Annotated in this window: 16 protein-coding genes; 1 reads left to right on the top strand and 15 read right to left on the bottom strand. The window is 58.6% G+C overall.

Annotated elements, in window-relative coordinates:
- Positions 1-4: 4 nt before the first annotated feature.
- On the bottom strand, positions 5-1,405 hold the full coding sequence (locus K3767_RS08015; RefSeq protein WP_221173049.1) for a GPI anchored serine-threonine rich family protein: 1,401 nt from the start codon (positions 1,403-1,405) through the stop codon (positions 5-7).
- 44 nt (positions 1,406-1,449) lie between these two features.
- Entirely contained in the window at positions 1,450-2,010 is a 561-nt protein-coding gene (locus tag K3767_RS08010) for a hypothetical protein (RefSeq protein ID WP_221173048.1), read from the bottom strand.
- Positions 2,011-2,220: 210 nt separating this feature from the next.
- Between K3767_RS08010 and K3767_RS08005 the strand changes: the two genes are divergently transcribed.
- The gene (locus K3767_RS08005; protein ID WP_221171521.1) at positions 2,221-3,405 is read left to right on the top strand and encodes an IS110 family transposase; all 1,185 of its coding nucleotides are present in this window, start codon (positions 2,221-2,223) and stop codon (positions 3,403-3,405) included.
- A gap of 54 nt (positions 3,406-3,459) precedes the next feature.
- Here the strand turns inward: K3767_RS08005 and K3767_RS08000 are convergent, their stop codons facing one another.
- The 13 genes from K3767_RS08000 to priA form a co-directional block, all read right to left on the bottom strand.
- On the bottom strand, positions 3,460-5,880 hold the full coding sequence (locus tag K3767_RS08000) for a S8 family serine peptidase (RefSeq protein ID WP_221173047.1): 2,421 nt from the start codon (positions 5,878-5,880) through the stop codon (positions 3,460-3,462).
- 10 nt (positions 5,881-5,890) lie between these two features.
- Positions 5,891-7,807: a hypothetical protein gene (locus K3767_RS07995; protein WP_221173046.1), complete on the bottom strand. Its 1,917-nt coding sequence runs from the start codon at positions 7,805-7,807 to the stop codon at positions 5,891-5,893.
- A gap of 57 nt (positions 7,808-7,864) precedes the next feature.
- Positions 7,865-8,464, bottom strand: a complete 600-nt coding sequence (locus tag K3767_RS07990) for an anti-sigma factor (protein WP_221173045.1) — start codon at positions 8,462-8,464, stop codon at positions 7,865-7,867.
- A complete protein-coding gene (locus K3767_RS07985) occupies positions 8,451-8,999 on the bottom strand; it encodes an RNA polymerase sigma factor (RefSeq protein WP_221173044.1) in 549 nt (182 codons plus the stop codon). The genes K3767_RS07990 and K3767_RS07985 overlap by 14 nt, the downstream gene beginning before the upstream one ends.
- Before the next feature lie 73 nt (positions 9,000-9,072).
- Positions 9,073-10,377 carry a 3-phosphoshikimate 1-carboxyvinyltransferase gene (gene aroA, locus K3767_RS07980; protein ID WP_221173043.1) on the bottom strand — a complete coding sequence of 435 codons (1,305 nt, stop codon included), beginning with the start codon at positions 10,375-10,377 and terminating at the stop codon, positions 9,073-9,075.
- Positions 10,349-11,170 carry a shikimate dehydrogenase gene (locus tag K3767_RS07975; protein WP_221173042.1) on the bottom strand — a complete coding sequence of 274 codons (822 nt, stop codon included), beginning with the start codon at positions 11,168-11,170 and terminating at the stop codon, positions 10,349-10,351. Before K3767_RS07975 ends, aroA begins: the two co-directional genes overlap by 29 nt.
- Entirely contained in the window at positions 11,167-11,850 is a 684-nt protein-coding gene (gene aroD / locus K3767_RS07970) for a type I 3-dehydroquinate dehydratase (RefSeq protein ID WP_221173041.1), read from the bottom strand. The genes K3767_RS07975 and aroD overlap by 4 nt, the downstream gene beginning before the upstream one ends.
- Positions 11,851-12,453, bottom strand: coding sequence for an IMP cyclohydrolase (locus K3767_RS07965; protein WP_221173040.1), 603 nt, complete (start codon positions 12,451-12,453; stop codon positions 11,851-11,853). It lies immediately after the preceding gene.
- A gap of 16 nt (positions 12,454-12,469) precedes the next feature.
- Positions 12,470-12,976, bottom strand: coding sequence for a hypothetical protein (locus K3767_RS07960; RefSeq protein ID WP_221173039.1), 507 nt, complete (start codon positions 12,974-12,976; stop codon positions 12,470-12,472).
- Between the two features lie 10 nt (positions 12,977-12,986).
- Positions 12,987-14,171 carry a 12,18-didecarboxysiroheme deacetylase gene (gene ahbC / locus K3767_RS07955; RefSeq protein WP_221173038.1) on the bottom strand — a complete coding sequence of 395 codons (1,185 nt, stop codon included), beginning with the start codon at positions 14,169-14,171 and terminating at the stop codon, positions 12,987-12,989.
- 4 nt (positions 14,172-14,175) lie between these two features.
- Positions 14,176-14,547 carry a response regulator gene (locus K3767_RS07950; protein ID WP_221173037.1) on the bottom strand — a complete coding sequence of 124 codons (372 nt, stop codon included), beginning with the start codon at positions 14,545-14,547 and terminating at the stop codon, positions 14,176-14,178.
- A 4-nt stretch (positions 14,548-14,551) separates the two neighbouring features.
- Positions 14,552-16,192, bottom strand: coding sequence for an AAA family ATPase (locus K3767_RS07945; RefSeq protein WP_221173036.1), 1,641 nt, complete (start codon positions 16,190-16,192; stop codon positions 14,552-14,554).
- Positions 16,193-16,201: 9 nt separating this feature from the next.
- Positions 16,202-18,514: a primosomal protein N' gene (gene priA / locus K3767_RS07940; RefSeq protein WP_221173035.1), complete on the bottom strand. Its 2,313-nt coding sequence runs from the start codon at positions 18,512-18,514 to the stop codon at positions 16,202-16,204.
- Positions 18,515-18,516: the final 2 nt, after the last annotated feature.

Here is an 18,516-nt window from a genome sequence, read left to right as displayed (position 1 = left end):
TGTATCATCTACAGCAAGGGGAAATAGGAAACTCTTTTACCCTGGCCACGCGATGATTCCCTTTTCCATCCCGCCAGCTTACAATGGCACGGATTTTTACACGCTTGGCCCTTTTTGGAGGACGACGGAAACCAAACTGGCATATATAACGCCTTTCAAAATCACCCGGGAGCCTGTCACTAAAAACCCGGCACACATAAGCAAATTGTTCCGTGCCAGGAGTTCCTTTCATAACTGTTAACTGTCTCTGTACAATAACATCAACAATTCTCATTTCTTCACCTGTGTTTTCTATTGTTACCTCCGTATTACATGTGCAGCGAGGACCATAACCTCGTTCCAGTGCAATTTCTTTTACAAATATGTCAGGTTTATCAAAAGATCCCAAATGTCCGGGGCCTTTTATTGTGGGAAACTTCACAGCTATGTTTGAGATCTCATCGTGGATCCTGTAGTTGAGCACCTCAATTCTCAGGGTATAGGTTCCCACATCTCTGTAGCCCACCTTCCAGAGGAAATCATGGTTGTTTGGCCCCTGGTAAAGCCGCCTTTTTTTGTTTCCCTGTATGAGGTAGATCCTCACCGTGGCCGGGTTAGAAACCTCAACGGTCTGCCAGGTGATATGATAGCTTCTACCGACATACAATACACTTCCCGCACGAGGGCTGGTGATGGAAACACTGGGAAGATCCACCACCTCAAAAGGCTTGCCCTGTCCCCAGATGCGGCGGTCAACGGTCTCTATTTTTATCCGGTATCTTCCGCTGGGAATGTTCCGGGGGATGGTGATAAAGTTATAGAGACCATATCCTATTCGGGCGTCTGTGGCCAGGGTGAAGCTACGCAATCCGTGTTCTGATACAAGATAGATGGAAGCCCTGGCCTGTGAACCATCAATCCCGCACTCTATACTCCATCTCACCCTGGATCTTGTTCCCTTGTAGCAGACTCTTCGTCCCGAATAGCCATAAGGTGTGCCCTGAGGAACAAAGGGAGGTTCGGTAACCGTGATCAATTCGGCACGATGAGGCACAGAGCTCACCTCAAAGAACGCAGTCTCTCCATAGATTTGAGAATCTCCGGCCAGAACAACCCTTATCTTGTATTCACCATCGGGAATATTTCCCGGAACACCCCAGCCATACTGGCCCTGGCCATTGTTCCAGACCCCGGTGGCAATGATTATGGAGCGGCCGGACTTTGGGATCAAAAGGATGTTTACGGGACCCTGGATCGGTGATCCTCCCGAGGAGCGCCAGCGGATCAGGTGTCTGTAGTGCCCCTTATAAAGGGGCGTACATCTCTTTGGGGCATAGGAAACTATAAACGACCTGGCCGCCCAAACTCCCGTGGCACCTGAGAAGAAAAGGGCTAACACCACTATCAAGTTTAAAAATCTTTTCATGACCGCCTCCCTTGATTTAATCCCGAGGAATCCGAGATATTCCCTCAATAAACTCCCGACATGACGCACATTTTTCCCGGATCGGTTTCTACTTTTTGATTGTTATTGGGGTTCGTATCCACGAACGGTCTCTGTGGAGTTATCTTTGCCCAGATTCCCATGCGCGCACCTATAAGAAGGGGATGATTTACCACCGTCACCAGGACCTCTCTGGGCTGTCCTTTACAGGGAACGGTAAAGGTCTTGCTCTGGGTTACAATCCGATGAGCCGAAATGCTGTAGTAGCTGACCGTTAATGTACCGGTAGCACTCCTAACATTTCGGGCGCTACACCTGATTCCCACGGTGATGTCGTTCAGAAAAATGGCATCGACTTTGCCAAGTTCCGACTGACAGGGGGTGCAACCCGAGACATAATTTTTATTACCGGCGACGAATATGGAGAGATCCACCGGTATTCTTGCCGGGGGCGGGATGCGAACAGGTCCTTTTCCCTTTACGGTCTTCCCTGTGCGGAATCCTTCCGTCTGTCCGGCGGAACAGATACCCGAGGATAAGGCCACAGAAATTGCACATAACATGATTGCCCATTTTTTAACATCCATAATTTTCCCTCCTGCAATGAATTATGTTATATCCATTCCCGAGATAAAGTTTATAGAGGGACAAGGACTCCATTTTTCGTAGGCTTGGAAGCCTCTATAGGAGTCTGTCCCTCTGTCCCTCAACTCCCAATTGGTTGGTTGGGCGCAAAAGCCCCTGCCAAACGGGAGGATGGAGCTGAGGGACATATACCTTATCCCAGGAGGTAGCCTATGTTCTACATAGGTATCGATGTCGCCAAAAATTCCTTCCAGTTCTGTATCCTTCACCCACAAAAGGGAAAGCTCGTATCCAAAAACCTCCCCATGTCTTCCAAAGGCTTCGAAGACTTCCTCCAAACTCTCTCCGCCTATACCCCAAACCATATCGTCCTTGAATCCTCCGGACGCTTCCACCTCCCTCTCCTCGCCTTCCTCCTGGACCAGGACTTCCGGGTATCCCTCCTCAACCCTAAAATGGTTCATCACTTCGTCCGGTTCGTCTCCGCTAACAACCCCTCTAAGTCCGATAAAAAAGACGCCTTCCTCCTGGCGCTCTTTGCCCTCTCCAATCCCCACCTCCTTAAACCAGCTACCCTCCCCTCCGAAACCAAACTCCTGGCCCGACAAATCCAAAAACTCAAACAGGAAATCGCCGAGGCCAAAACCCAAATCAAACACTCCCTCGCCGCCCTTTTCCCCGAAGCCGAAAAACACTTCAATGTCTTCTCTCGGGCCTTCCTTGAAATCCTCAGCCGCTACCCCTCCGCTAAAAGAATTGCCAAAGCCGGTTGGGGAAAAATAGACTATATCCTCTCCCGACTGCCGGGCCGTAAACCTTCCTTCTCCGCTCAAGACCTCGTGCAGGTGGCCCAAAACTCGGTGGGGATCTCTCATAAAGGCCTGGAAAAAATCCTCCAAATTTACATCCAAAAGATCTTCTTCCTCCAATCCATGATCGAAAAACTGGAAAAAGACCTCCAGACGGAGATCGAAACTACCATGAAAACTCAGCTGGAATGCCTCTCCTCCATAAAAGGCATCTCCCGCGACCTCGCCTCCAGGTTCCTGGCCGAAGTCGAAAACATAAAACGCTTCAGTAACGCCAAAAAACTGATCAAATATGCCGGAACAGATCCCGTGGTCAAACAATCCGGAAAATGGAAGGTCCGTATGAACATCTCCAAACAGGGAAATCCTTACCTTCGAAATATCCTCTTCCAGATGGCCGTAGGAACGGTCAAGTGGGAGAAAACTTTTCAGCATTACTTCCGAAGGAAATACACCCAGTTCAGAAGCTATAAAAAAGCCATGATAGCCGTAGTTAACAAACTGATCCGGGTAATCTATGCCCTCTCTACTCGTAATCAATTCTTCGATCCTTCTAAACTTGCTCCTGCGGGGGTGCCCCATGCCTAGCTATCAATTCCTGATAGTTGACTCCTTATGAAAAATTTTTTAACAACTATATTTTTAGTGTCTCTTACCCGCGGAAAGGTTCAAAAGGGTATCTTCCCGGCACAATCCAGACCGGAAGAGGCGGTTCTCCAGGGCGCAGAGACTCCCGGGAAGGGGGGCCATCTTCTCCCGTGGAAGATGCCCCCGGTACTTCTCCAGGGCCAGGGCCAGGAGGCCGCTGGTTGCGGCCGCGGCCATGGAGGAGCCGGAGAGAAAATTGAAACGGTCTCCGGGGAAGGTGGTGAGGATCTTCTCCCCCGGAGCGATAATATCGGCTTCTGAGTCGGTTCTCATCCCCACCGCGAGCACCGCGGGATGGGACGCGGGAAAGAGGGGTTCCTTTTCCCCCGCCGGGGCCACCAGAAGGATACCCCGGGCCGCGGCTTTCTCGATCAGACGGGAGAGCAGGGGATCGCGGACCCGGCCCCCCAGACTCAGGTTTACAATTTCGGCCCCCTCGGTGATGGCCCGATCCAGGGCCCGGGCCAGGGTCTCGCTGTAACATTCCCCGGGCGGCTCTCCCGGGACCAGTTCACGGCAGGCCCTTAAGGCCAGAAGTTCCGCCTCCGGGGCCAGCCCTTCGATCCCGAAGTCGTTGATCGAAGCCGCAATCACCCCGGCCACCGCGGTGCCGTGGATCTCCGGACGATACCCTTCTTTCGGCACGAAGTTCAGGTGAAGACGCACCCGATCCCGGAGGTCCCGGTGCCGAAAGTCCACCCCGGTGTCCACCACCGCCACCAGCACCCCCTGCCCCAGGTAGCGACGGTGCAACTCATCCACACCCAGAAGATCAAGAATCGCCTGTCGGGCCCGCAGGGGCTCGGAGCGGGTGCGAAAGACGAAATTGGGCTGAGCCAGAAATACCCCGCCCTCCCGGGAAAGACTCCGCACCAGGGCCGGGATGTCCGCCCTCGGGTCGGGAGTTCGTAACAGGAAGACCCTGAGCCTCAGGGCCTCCAAGGAAAAGTTCCGGATCTCGGAAAGCCGGTATCTTTCCGTAAGGGCTCGCAGAAGCCCGGACGAAAATCTCCGACTCCGAAAAGCCAGCAGGATCTCTCCCGGCACATAGGTCTTTTCCACGGGGAGACGAAAACTCCAGATCGGGCTTTCGGCCACCAGACTGCGGGCGGAATCGAAACCGCTTACCCGCCAGAAATACCGTTTGCCCGGAGAGAAAAAGCGACGAAGGACGGGCTGCGGAAGGCGATAGGAGGTGGAACGGGTGTAGGCCGAAAAGACGGGGGGTTTGTCCGGGGACTCGAAGAACTGCACCAGATAGAGGGAGGTGCGGTTCAGGCCCTCCCAGCGGAATTCCGGGGCTTCGGACGTCAGCGAGGTCCCGTTTGCCGGTGAGATCAGCCGCAGGGTCAGCACGCGGGACTCACCGGTGGTTACGAAGTAAAGGATGGTGGGAAGTTCGAAGGCCGGGGGCGGATCCTCGATCACGAAACGCACCAGGTGGGTGCCGGGCTCGTAGGTGGGAAGAGGCGGGATGCGGGGGCTTTCCAGCACGAGCTCTCCGGAATAGGTGAGGTGGCGCTGCACATAGGAAAGGACGCGGCCGTCCACCTCCCAGTAGCCCCGCAGGAGATCGGAGCCGCTGTAGCGCAAACGGGCGTAGGCCCGGAGATCCCGGAAGTGGCGGGGCACGGTGATCTCGGCCCGACGATTCTCGAAGTAAAGCTCGAGGCGCCGGATGCGGAGTCCGCCGGTGGCCTCCGTAACGATGCGTATGGGAAGCCGGGTGCTCACGGTGACCGGGCCGGTGAAGGTGCGTTCGTAGGTGATGAGTGTCGCTCCACGCCTCAAGGCCCGCTCCAGAACCGCAACCGGGACGGTCAGATTTTCGGTAAGCACCGCCCGCCCGCCCCGAAGGGTCACCGAAAGGGAACGGGGAACCGTCCCCAGGGTTGTCGCTCCGAGCCTGAAATAGCCCCGCGAGGAGGTGAGGGTAACCGGAGCCGCGGTGGAAGACCGGAAGTTATAGACGAGGTGCCAGAGGCTGCTTTCCCCCCGGGGGACCCGGAGACTCGCGGGAGAAAGGGTGACCGTGACCGTAAGGGCGGGGGTGATGTTCACCGTGGTGGTGGCGGGATCGGGAGGATCGGGGGGATAGGCCAGATCACAGGAACCGGGATCATGTTGTACTCTTATAGTGTAGGTTCCCGAAGAGGTGTAAGCGTGGGTGGTGGAAAAAGAGCAAGGAGTGGTTGTACATGTGCCCAGAGTAAACCAGCTGGCACTATCCCCGTAATTGATCTGGAGAGTACAGGAAGTAATTCCCGAAGAAAAGGTCGCGGTAATATTGAAGTTGACGGTGTCTCCCACGCGGGCACTGCCCGGGGTGGCCGTGACCGTGATGGCCCCGGCCTTACCCGGCCACCAGAGGCCCCATATCACAAACAGAACAAAAATCGGATAGATCCTGCGCATGGCTCACCTCCTAAAGGGAAAAACTCCAGTTTACGGTAAGGATCAGGTAAATTCCGTATTCCTCGTCGGAATGGTCGTAAACGCGATCCTCGTTCCGCCGGTAGCGCCCCTGAAGCTGAAGGGTGCTCCTCAGGGAATCCTGAAAGAGCGGTTTCAGGCTGTAGCTCAGGTTGAGGTTCAGGTCGAGGTTGCGGTTGTCCACGGAATCGTCGTCCGCCCGCACCAGATTGTAGGCGCCGCTCAGGGCCAGGTTCCCCCTCCCGGCGAGAAAGTCCTTCCGCACATCCAGGGTCAGGGTGTAGGTGCGGGTCTTTACCCCGGAGGCCAGGTCCCGGGATTCGTTGTAGGAAAGGGAAGGACTTAGGGAAAAACCCTCTCCGCCGTAAGAGGGAGCCAGAGTAAGGACCAGATTGGCGGTATCCCGATCCTCCGGCGTGCGGTCGTTCATAAAGGAGAAGCTTCCGGAAAAGGCCAGATTCAGCCGGCCCAGAAGGAGAGTGGCCTGAGCGGAAAGGGTATCGGTATGCATTTTAAGGGGAGGGGTGCCCTCGGGTTCGTCCCGGCTGTCCTGGATGTTCTTCTGATAGGAAAGCCCCAGCGGGAGTCGCCGGAAGCGATTGCAGGTATAGGTAAGGCCGAGATCCGTGCTGTAGGTCCGGGGAAAGAGGGGATCCTTTTCCACATTGTCGTGGTATCGGGAGACCTCAAGCTGGAGATCGTGCACCCCCCGGGAGGCTCCGCCCCTAATGCGAAAACCCGCCCGATCCCTGGGAGGGGCCTGCCCCACCACGGCGTAATCCCGGCCGAAGTATTCGTAAGCGGCCTCGTAGCGATAGGCCCCCCACATTCCCCGGAAACCGGCCCGGTAGGCCGCCCCGCTTTCCTTGCCGAATTCGTCCGAGGTGTCGGGATCGTAGCGAGAGAAATCGGCCTCGGCCTCGGCTTCCAGTTTCTCGCTCAGGGGAGTCGAGACGAGAACCCCGAAGACCTCTCCCCTGGTGCCCCCGGCCCCGGCGAAGACCCCGAAGGACTCCCCGGGTTCCTCCCCTCCGGCGTATACGGTGGTGAGACGGAATTTTCCGTTGAAGAAGCGGGCCTCCCCGGCCACACCCAGGATGTGATCCTCGGTTTCGGTGCCGATTCCCGTGCCCCCCTTGAGTCCGAAGACCTGGGCGCTCTTTACGCTGAAGAATCGCAGGGCGTAATCCCCGAAACCGAAACGGAAATACCCGCCTCTTCGGGCAAGGGCGCTTACGGTGTAAGGGGTTTCACTGATCTGCACATCTCCGATTTCGGCCCGGAAACGCAGGGCATCCTTCTCATAGGCCCCGGTGAAAAGCCAGTGGGTCAGATCCAGACCCTTTTCCTGGGGAGGGCTCAGGGGAGTATTCTGATCCACGAAGCGCAACTCGGTGCGCAGTCCGGTGCTCCAGGGGCCATCCCTCAGACGGGCCTCGGAGGAAAGGTTGGCCTCCACCCGGGAGTCCGGCTCGTCGGGGGGAGAATCCGGCTTTCTCACGGTAAAACGGTAGTAAGCCGAAAGCTCGTTATCGACCCGGGCTTCCTCGAAGGGCCGGGTGTGACGGGTGTAAAAGAGGACGGTTTCCTCCAGGGGCTGTCCCCGGATGTCCCGCAGACTCACCACCAGCCGGTGTTCTCCCGGAGGCAGCACCCGAAAGGGCCGGAAGGAAACCTCTCCCTCCTCGAGTTTCAGCACCGGGGTGATGTCGGTGTCATCAAGAAGCACCAGCAGGGAATCCCTCTCAAAGGGCACCAGGATACGGAAACGGATCTCCGGGCGGCGGGCCACGAGACGGGCCCCCCTTTCGGGGGAAATCATCTCGAGCCAGGCTCCCTCCTGGGCCCTAACCCCCGCGACCAGAAAAAGAATACCCCCCAGCCCCAGGACCAGATGCCAGAACCTCATCCCCCCTCCTTTCCCCGGGAGAGCGCGGACCTTGCCCCGACCGGACAGGAATCTCCCTCAGGAGGCCCTTTCGGCCATGATCACCAGAGGGCTCTTCCTGAAAACGGTCAAAGCCTGTCTCGCCTCCCCGGGAGGAACGGTTATCACATAAAGCCCCGAGGGATAGGGACCGTCCACTATCCGGGCCCCCTGAGAGAGGAGCAGTTTCCTGATCTCTCCCTCGGTGGCATTCTGCCGAAACACGATGTTTATTCGATATCCCTTTTCGGAGCACACCGGAGAACTCAGGGTGTAATACCTGGGAGAGCGGAGGGAATGTATGCCGAGAAGGATGATGATCAGAAGCTGAAGGACGATTATCACCGCCTGCCAGGAATGCCGCCACCGCCGGCGAAGAAATATCCGCACCCGGCCGCCGAAACCACCCCGGGTTCTCCTCCGGATCTCCGCGTAAAGATCGGAGGAGGGACCAGGAAGAGTCCGGGCCAGATCCCCGTAAGCCTCCTTAAGGAGCCGCCACCCCTCAAGCTCCCTTTGTAATTCCGGGTCCCCGGCCAGGGCCTCCTCAAGCCTTTTCCTTTCTTCCTTGGGGAGGGATCCCGCCAGGTAAAGAGGAATGAGCGCTCTCAGATCGTCTTTTTCCCTAGAGCACATCATCCCTCTTCACCCCCATACCCTCCAGAATCTTTCGCAACTTTTTCCTGGCATGGAAAACCCGGGTCTTTACGGTGTTGACCGGAATGTTAAGGATCCCGGCAATCTCCTCATAGGTTAACCCGTGAAGAAAAACCAAATCCAGCACCTCCCGGTGTTTTAGGGGGAGGGCTTCCAGGGCTTTTCTCACCAGGGCCCGGATCTCCAACCTGAGACATTCCCGAAACGGATCTTCTTCGGAGACAGGGGAATTTTCCCCTTCCTCCGGATCCTCTTCCATCCTCCTCCCGCGGAGGGTCCGATAGGTGAGCCGGCGGGCGATGGCGTAAATCCAGGTAAGGGCCTTCGACTCCCCCCGAAAGCCCGGAGCCGAACGCCAGACCTCCGTGTAGGTCATAACCGTAAGTTCGTCGGCCATTTCCCTGTCTCCACAGAGACGCCAGATGTAACTCCACACCCTCCGGCCCGTAAGCTCGTAAAGCTCCTTAAGAGCCCCTTCATCGCCCTCCGCCAGGCGCCTCAGTAAATCTTCTATCACATAGTGCTCCGTTCAAGAAAAAAGGTTCAATAGTTCCCTTACGGACAGGATATAAAATTTTTGGAGTAAAATATCAAGTATGACGATAAAGCGGACTAATCCCAAGAGAAGAATAAACTCTCTCCAGATAATCCCAGAATTCCGGGAAGGACTTGGCCACGCAGGCCGGATTGCGGATGACCATGCCCGGGACCTTGAGGCCCAGGACCGCAAAGGCCATGGCAATCCGGTGGTCGTCGTAGGTCTCGATCTCGGCTCCCCGAAGGGGGGTTCCCCCCTGAATCTCGATCCCGTCGGGAAACTCCGTAAGAGAGACCCCGCACTTCTTAAGCTCCGTGGCCATGGCGGCTATGCGGTCGCATTCCTTGTACCGGAGATGCGGAGCCCCATAGATACGGCTACGCCCTTCGGCCACCGCAGCCAGCACGCAGAGCGTGGGGAAGAGATCCGGGGCCTCCCTGAGGTTGACCTCAAAGGCCCGGGGCCTTTCGGAAAAAGAGACCCGCACGCCCCCTCCCGCCGACTCCACCAGACCTCCAATCCCAGAGAGGATCTTGAGGAGCAGGGTGTCGGCCTGGGGAGAGTCCGGAGGAAGGTTTTCCACCTTCACCGAACCCCCGAGAAGGGCCGGAAGAATGAGAAAATAGGAGGCACTTGAGGCGTCGCCTTCCACTTCATAGGGCCGGCCCCGGTAGCCACCCTCGCGAACCCTGAAACCACCGGAAATCCTTTCCACCTCGGCTCCGAAGGCCCTCATCACCGAAAGGGTGAGCTCCACATAGGGGGTGGAGACCATCTCTCCTTCGATCTCAAGCTCAAGCCCTCCCGGAAGATAGGGACCAATGAGAAGAAGGGCCGAGATGTACTGGCTGCTGTGGGTGGCCGGAAGCCTGATCCGACCGCCGGAAAGCTCTCCGGGCAAGACCCTTACCGGAAGATAACCTTCGCGCTCGAGACACTCCACCCTCGCCCCGAGGTCCCTCAGGGCCGAAATCAGTGGCCCCATGGGTCTTTCATGGAGCCGAGGTTTTCCGTAGAGGACGACCTCTCCCTTCCGGGTAAGTGCGGCGTAAGCCAGGAAGAACCGGGACCCGGTGCCGTTGTTTCCGAAAAAGATCTCCTTCCCGGAAAAGGAAGGCCGGCCTTTTATCCCCGAGACCGTAAAAGATCCGTCCCTCAACTCCACCGCGCAACCGGAAACCCTTAGAGCCGCGGCCAGGAGCTCCGTATCCTCGCTGAGGAGTGGGTTCCGGATCTCCGAGAATCCCTCCGCCAGAGCCGCACACAGAAGGGCCCTCTGCGTAAGGCTCTTTGAACCAGGAAGCCGGAGTTTTAACGCCACCGGCCCCTTAAGAGGCCTGATCTCTCTCTTTTCCACGAAGGACCTCCAGAGCCGCCTCGTACATGAGTTCCACCGGAGGCTCGTATCCGGTAAAGAGACGGAATTGCTCCGCTCCCTGATAAACCAGCATCTTAAGGCCGTCAATGGTCTTACAGCCCGCGGCCGCAGCCTCGACAAGAAACCGCGTCTTGAGCGGTACATACACTATGTCCATGGCCACCCGGAAATTTTTGAAAACCTCCTCCGGAACCGGGCTCTCCCGGCTCTTCAACCCCACGCTCGTGGTCTGAATGACGATCTCTCCGGAGGCCCTCATGATTTCGGAGAGGGGATAGGCTCTCCCCCCGAAATCCCGGGCAAGCCTTTCGGCCTTTTCCACTGTGCGGTTGTAGATCTCGACCTCCGCTCCCAGCTCCCGCAGGGCATAGACCACCGCCCGGGCCGCACCCCCGGCCCCCACCACCACGGCCCGCTTTCCCGAAAGCTCGAGACCGGCCTCCTCGAGACTGCGCTTGACCCCGAGCCAGTCGGTGTTGGTCCCGAAAAGTCGCCCCTCCCGGTTCACCACCGTGTTGACCGCTCCGATCCTTTCGGCCACCGGATCTATTTCGTCAAGAAAGGACATTACGGCCTCCTTGTGGGGCACGGTCACCGAAAGCCCTCCTATCCCCAGGGCCCGGACTCCGGAGATGGCCGCCTCAAGCTCCTCCGGTCTCACCTCAAAGGCCCCGTAAACCGCGGATATTCCCAGGTGTCTCAGGGCCGCGTTGTGCATCACCGGTGAGAGGGAATGCGAAACCGGATAGCCTATGACCCCGAAAACCTTCACGAAATACGCTCCCCGGAAATGAGGTCTAACGCCCTGCGCAACTCCTCCACCGTAAGCTGCCCCGGGGCGGTCGCGCCACTGGGCTTTGCGGCTGCATAGGTAAAGGGCGCTCCCAGAAGCACCGAGACCACCCGGGTCCACTTCCCGAGCGGCCCCATGGCAAAGGCTATGAGCGGGAAGTCGAATCGTCGCCTGGCCCAGGAAATGAGACCGAGAAGCCGTAACCCGTCCTCCACCTCTTTCGCCATGCAGACCACCTTTCCGATGGCCGCCCCTAGCTCAACCATCTCTTTAATTTTGTCTTTTAAGTAATCTTCTTTTGGGGTATTTTTGAAGTTATGGTAAGAAAGAATGAGTCTTGTGGTGCGTGAGATTTTGTGGAGTTCCCGGATGGCCTCGGGGCCGGCGGCAAGTTCGATGTCTACATAGTCCGCCCCGGCGGAGGCGGCTTCCGAGAGCCATCGGAGGCGCTGGGGGAGCGGAACGGAACGGAAACCGCCTTCATCTTCCGCCCGGAAGGTGAAAAGAAGGGGCTTTCTTCGGGCGGGAAGAAAGGGCGCAACCGCGGGTTCCTCAAGGGCATCAAGCCTTATCTCGCAGAGATCGGCCTGTGCTTCGGCCTGCGCGAGAGTCGTAAGGGCGTCCTCAACCGTGGGTTCCGCAATGGAAACGCATATCATCTATTCCTCGGGAGGGGAGACCCGCGCCAGGTATTCCGCGATGGCCCGATCGTAACCGGAGGTAGTCTCAAAGACCTTACGGGCCAGCTCAAACCGGGTCTTGAGGGTGGTGGCCCCGTCGTGGGCCCTCATCTCGGAGAGCACCCTCTCGTAGTCCGCGGGATCCACGATCACGGTCACATATTTAAAGTTTTTGGCCGCGGCCCGAAGAAGGGTGGGCCCGCCGATGTCTATGTTCTCGATGGCGGTCTCAAGGTCCGCCCCCGAGGCCACCGTCTTCTCAAAGGCGTAGAGGTTCACCGCCACTAGGTCTATGGGCTTTATGCCGTGCTCCTCGATCTGACGCACATGCTCCTCTTTGTCCCTTATGAAAAGAAGTCCCCCGTGGATTTTGGGATGGAGGGTCTTCACCCGGCCGTCTAGCATCTCAGGGAAACCGGTAACCTCCGAAACATCCGTCACCGGGACTCCGGCCTCCCTGATCACCCGGGCCGTGCCCCCGGTGGAAACGATCTCCACCCCCATCTCGTGCAGGGCCCTGGCAAATTCCGCCACCCCGGTCTTGTCTGTAACGCTTATGAGCGCCCGCTCGATCTTTTTCATGATGCCCCTCCTTTCCTCAGGCGAACCCGTAGCGCCTGAGAATCTCCCGCAGTCTGGGTTCCTCCCGGGCATAATCCCGCAGTATCCCCAGAAGCCTTTCCACCGCTTCATCCCTGGCCCGATTTACGATGGTGCGCCGATCCCACAGGGCAAAGGCTATCACCGCTACCATGATGGAGGTAAAGATCCCGGTGATGATCCACAGAAAGGTATACAGCTGATCGAAACGGTGATTTACCTCCTCGAATCGCTTGTTGATGTCCTCGAATCGCTTGTTAATGTCCTCGAATCGCTTGTTGATGTCTTCGAATCGCTTGTTGATGTCCTCGAAGCGTCGATTCATGTCCTCGAAGCGCTTGTTGGTCTGTTCCATGAAAACCCGCAGGGTGGCTTTGATCTCGGTTACATCCCGCAGGAGTTGACGCTCCTCCTCGGGCGTAAAAGCCGGAGCCGAAGGAGTCCGGAGCAGAAAGAGGAAGATTATTACCCCGGCCACGGCCACAATTTCCCGGAATCTGTGCATTTCCACCTCCTCAGGCCACCCCTATCTCCTCGTCCGTAAGGTAGCAGGCCGGATCCGGGGCCCAGACATCGCCGGTGGCGGCCTCGGCCCGGACCCGGAAGTTTCCGGCACAGACCTCAAGGAAGCGGCACCGGGCACACCGGCCCTTCACCCACTTCTTCTTTTCCTTGAGCTTGGCCATGAGGGGGTCCGAGGTGTCCATCCAGATCTCGCTGAAGGGTCTCTCCCGCACATTTCCGAAGGAGTAATGCCGCCAGAACTGGTCCGCATGCACGGAGCCGTCCCAGGAGACGCAACCTATCCCCACCCCGGAATTGTTCCCACCGTTCATCTTGAGAAGTTCGTAAACCTCCTCGGCCCGGGGGTTACCCTCCCGTTTCATGCGCAGGTATAGATAGGGGCCGTCGGCGTGATTGTCCACCGTGAGGACCTCCACCTTAAGGCCCTTGTCGTGAAGTTCCTTGGTGCGATCGATGATGTAGTCCACCCAGCGCCGGGTCTCCTCGTGGGAGAGATCCTGTTCCATGAGACGCGAACCGCGTCCGGCATAGACCAGATGGTAGAAACAGATCCGCGGGATCTGATACTCCTCGACCAGGTCAAAGATACCGGGAATCTCTCCGGCGTTGAGTTTGTTAATGGTAAACCGCAGGCCCACCTTTATCCCCTCGGCCTTACAGTTCTCCACGGCCTCCATGGCCTTGTCGAAGGCCCCCTTCACCCCCCGGAAACGGTCGTGGACCTCACGAAGCCCGTCCATGCTGATGCCCACATAGGAAAGACCAAGTTTCTTGAGTTCCCGGGCCAGGGCCCGGTCGATAAGGACCCCGTTGGTGGAAAGCACGGCCCGCATGCCGAGATCCACGGCCTTCTTGATGAGGTCCAGGATGTCCGGGCGCATGAGGGGTTCCCCCCCCGAAAAGAGGACCACCGGGCAACCGAACTGCGCCAGATCCTCAAGGAGGGCCAGCCCCTCCCGTGTGGTGAGCTCGTCGGGGTGAGGGGAGGGATCCGCCGAGGCGTAACAGTGGACGCAGCGCAGGTTGCAGCGCTTGGTCACATTCCATACCACCACCGGCCGTTTGTCCGCGGAAAACTGAAGGAGATGGGAGGGCAGATCCTTCGCCCTGCGCCCGTACCGCAGGGGATCGGAGGCCTCCACCGTACCGCAGTAAAGCTTGGAAATTCCGATCATTACTTTACCTCGCCAGATGTCTTTTTATCAAATTGCGGAAACTTTCCCGATCAAAAGGATAACACACATAATCGTCACAGCCAGCGTCCCGGGCCTTTTCGGCCTCGGCATCCGTTAGACACTTGCAGATACCCACCACCGGGACCTCCGCGGTCTCAGGGTCGTTTTTGAGCAGCAGCACCACGGCGTAACCGTCCAGTTTGGGGATCTCCTTTTCTATTATTATAAGGTCCGGCGGCTGTCTGCGGGAGAGTTCGATGAGGCTCTCTCCGTCGGGCACATGCACCAGGCGGCACTTCAGATCCTTTATGGCCTCCTCCACCTTTGAGGCCACGCTTTCCGAGAGACTGAGATAGATCGTGGGAGTCCTGGGCATGGGACTAGTCCAGATGGTAGGAGGTGCTTACCAGACGATTGAGAAAGGCCTCCGGAGAACGGACCGCCTCCCGGGGAAGTTCAAAGGTGCGTTTTCCGGTGCGGTCTCCCACCAGTTTAAGGCCGTATTCCAGGACGCTGAGGATTCGATCGCAAAAGGCGTAAACGCCCTCGTCCCTGCGGAGCACCTCCTTCAGGATTAGATCCTTGGCCTCCTCCGAAAAAGACACGCGCAATCCGCTGCGCCGTTCGAAACTCTTCTCAAAGCTCCGGATCTGCCGCCAGAGCATCAGAAGCTCCTCCAGGGCCTGCTGGGGTTCTAGATCCTCCCGCCGATGAAGTTCCAATACCAGATCCAGCCGGGCCGGGGTCAACGGAAAGCGATACTTTTCGAAGAAGGAACGCTTGCGCTCCTTGAGGAAGGAACGCAGACGCTTTTCTTCGTCCCGCAGGGCCGCCTCGTACCATTCCCGCCACAGGGGGCGTTCCGGGTTTTCCCGCATCTCCCTCAACACCCCCTCGGGGTCCTCCACCACCTCGCGCGTTACCCCCAGAAAGGAAAGACTCATGGAGGGCAGGGCCTTTTCAAAGGGAATGAGGGTGCGTTCCAGCACCCGGGTTAGGGCCCGGGCCCCGGTGTTCTCCCGGGCCGCGAGTTCGGCCAGGTGTTGCAGGGCCTCGTCGGTGAAGGCCAGATCGATACCGTAGGCCCGGAAGTCCCGCTTCTTGCTCACCACGATGACGCTGTTGGGATTGGCCAGGATGTGGAAGAGGTCCTCCCGGGTGAGGGGGTCGAACACGGCGATGACCGGAAACCGCCCCACGAATTCGGACTCGAACCCGTAGGCGATGAGGTCCTCAGGTACCACGAACTTGAGGTAGTTGAGCCCCACATCCTCGCGCCCCTCGAGTTCGGCGAGGAACCCCAGTTTCTGCTTGTGGAGCCTCTTGCGGACGATCTCCTCGAGCCCGCCGAAGGCCCCGCTGGCTATGAAGAGGATGTAACGGGTGTTTATGGTGTTGCGACGCCGGCGTCCGGTCCGCCGGTAGTATTCCACGGCTTCCATCTGACTGATGGGATCGTGAGGGGTGCGGAGTTCTACCTCGGTCTCCTCCAGGGGCTTGAGCAGCGCCCTCTGCACTCCGGTGCGCGAGACATCCGGCCCCACGATGTTTCCGCTCGAGGCGATCTTGTCCACCTCGTCCAGATACACTATGCCGAAGCGGGCCCGCTCCACATTGCCGTCGGCCTCCTGGACCAGATCCCGGATCAGATCCTCCACATCGCCGCCCACATAGCCGGTTTCGCTGAACTTGGTGGCGTCGCCCTTTACGAAGGGTACCCCAATGCGCCGGGCAATGAGCTTGATCATAAAGGTTTTTCCCACGCCGGTGGGGCCGATGATGATGATGTTGTTCTTGACGAACCCCACCTCGTCGAAACGCTCGCCCCGTTCCAGAAAGTACTTGACCCGGTGAAAGTGGGTGCAGATCTTGGTGGCCAGTATGCCCTTGGCCTCCCTCTGGCCGATGAGATACTCGTCCAGATAGGCCTCAAGCTCCTCGGGCTTGAGGTCGAAGTTGATCAGGGAGTTCCTCTCCCTGTCGGCCCAGTTTATCCTCTGGGGCGCAAAACGAGCAGTCATGCGGGAACATTATAACAGTTCCTCGGGATCTCTATCAAGGGTCAATCGGACTCCGGGAGGAAGCAGGTTTTTTTCCTGCCGGTATAAAACCTCCAGGGCTCGCTCCAGCACCGAATTTTTCGCCGAGCGCAGGAGGACCTGCCAGCGATAGCGTCCGGCCAGCCGGTAAAGGGGAGCCGGAACCGGGCCCAGGACCTCCGCTTCCGCTCCATTCCTCAGGTGTTCGGCACATCGCCGGGCGGCCTCCTCGGCCCGCTCGGCCCTTACCGCGGAAAAGACCAGAAGGACCAGTCTCGCAAAAGGGGGGAAACCGAGGCGTTTCCTGGCCACGATCTCCTGCCGGTAGAACTTTTCGTAATCCTGGGCCAGGGCGGCCCGGATGACATAGTGCTCCGGAAGCCGGGTCTGGAGAATCACCCTTCCCGGGACGGATCCCCTTCCGGCCCGTCCGGCCACCTGCACCAGGAGCTGGAAGGTGCGCTCGGCGGCTCGAAAGTCCGGAAGGTGAAGCCCCCCTTCGGCCCAGAGTATCCCCACCAACGCCACCCCCGGAAGATCGTGCCCCTGGGCCACCATCTGGGTGCCCACCAGGATCCGGATCTCTCCCCGGCGGAGGCCTTTCAAAAGCTCATAAAGTTTTTTTTCGGAGGTTATCGTGTCCCGGTCGAGCCGGGCCACCCCGATCCCGGGAAAGTGCTTGGCCAGGGTTTCCTCCACCCTCTCAGTTCCGGCCCCCACGAGACGAAATTCCGTGCCCCCGCAGCGTGGACAGACCGGGAAGGCCGGGGCCTCGTGGCCGCAGTGATGACAGAGGAGACCCCCTCTGGAACGGTGATAGGTCAGCGTGAGGGTGCAGTTGGGACATCCCAGGGCCTCTCCGCAGTCGCGGCAGAAGGCCACGGGGGCGTATCCCCTTCGGTTCAGAAAGAGGAGGACCTGGTGCCCCCGGGATAGCGTTTCCCGCATAGCCGCAAGCAGCGGGGGAGTGAGGATCTCCCCGGGGCGTTTGAGAGGGACCACCTCTATCTTCGGAAGGTTTCTTCCCCCCGGTCGCTCCGTGAGGGTAAGGAGCCGATAGCGTCCGCTTCGGGCCAGGAAGTAGCTTTTCACGCTGGGGGTGGCCGATCCCAGGATCACCACCGCTCCGGCAAGCTTGCCCCGCAGCAGGGCCAGATCCCGGGCCTGATAGCGCAGCCCCTCGGACTGCTTGTAGGCCCCCTCGTGCTCCTCGTCCACCACGATGAGACCGAGGTCTTTCAGCGGGGCAAACACCGCGGATCGGGCCCCCACCACTACCCGGGCCTCTCCCCGGGCCACCCGGAACCACTCCGCCGACCGGGCCCGGGGAGAAAGACCGCTGTGGAGCACCGCTACCCTTTCCCCGAAACGGGCCACGAAGTGGGTCTCCACATAGGGGGTGAGGGCGATCTCCGGAACCAGAACCAGGACGCTTCGGCCCAGTTCAAGCGTCCTGGCCGCGGCCTCGAGATACACCAGGGTCTTACCGCTTCCCGTAACGCCGTGGAGAAGAAAGGGCTGAAAGCCCCGGCCCAGGACTCCCCGAATCTCATCGAGGGCCCTTTTCTGTTCCTCGTTGGGAACCGGGGGTTCGAGGCTTTCAAAGACCGGGCCCCGTCTCAGGCGGGGGAGCCTTACCTTTCGCCCCCTTCCGCGGCGAAGGAGGACTTTCACCTCCTCGACACCGAACCTTTCCCGCAGAAAACGGAGGGGCCATCGACCTCTGTCCGCGAGAAATCGCTCGAGGTCGTTTTCGGGTTCGACGAAATTTTTTTCCACCCAGGTCTCCAGGGGTGGCTCGAGTCCCGAAAGGTCGTCCACCTCCTCCAGGATCCCCGCGGCGAGCCAGCGCTCCACTTCCGCCCGGGAAAATCCCCTTCTCGGTATGGCTCTGCGGCTTCGGGGGCGAAGAAAGTACCTCAGGGATTCGGGGACTTCCCCGCTCTCAAGCGCCCGGCGCCCTTTGAGGCTCAGGCGCACCCGGGGCCGGATTTCCCGGAAAAGTCCGGGAGGGAAGGCCTGACGCACCACCTCCCCGGGCGGACACCGGTAATAATTCCAGCACCACCTCAAAAACTCCAGAAGCTCTCCGGGGAAAAGAGGCTCCGGATCCAGAACCTCTTCTACCTTCCGGATCTCGGTTTCCGGCGGAGGAGGTCCCTCGTTTTTTTCAAAAATTAGCCCCACCGTGCGCCTTTTTTTTACCGGAACGATGACCCGAATTCCCCGGGGAAGTTCCTCGGAGGATTCGTAAAGGAGAAGGTTTTTCAGGGGAAGGGGAACGACGACACTATAAAGGGGCACCG

Origin of the sequence: Thermosulfurimonas sp. F29 (assembly GCF_019688735.1) — a bacterium.
Lineage (GTDB): Bacteria > Desulfobacterota > Thermodesulfobacteria > Thermodesulfobacteriales > Thermodesulfobacteriaceae > Thermosulfurimonas_A.
This window is presented reverse-complemented; position numbering and strand designations above follow the sequence as displayed.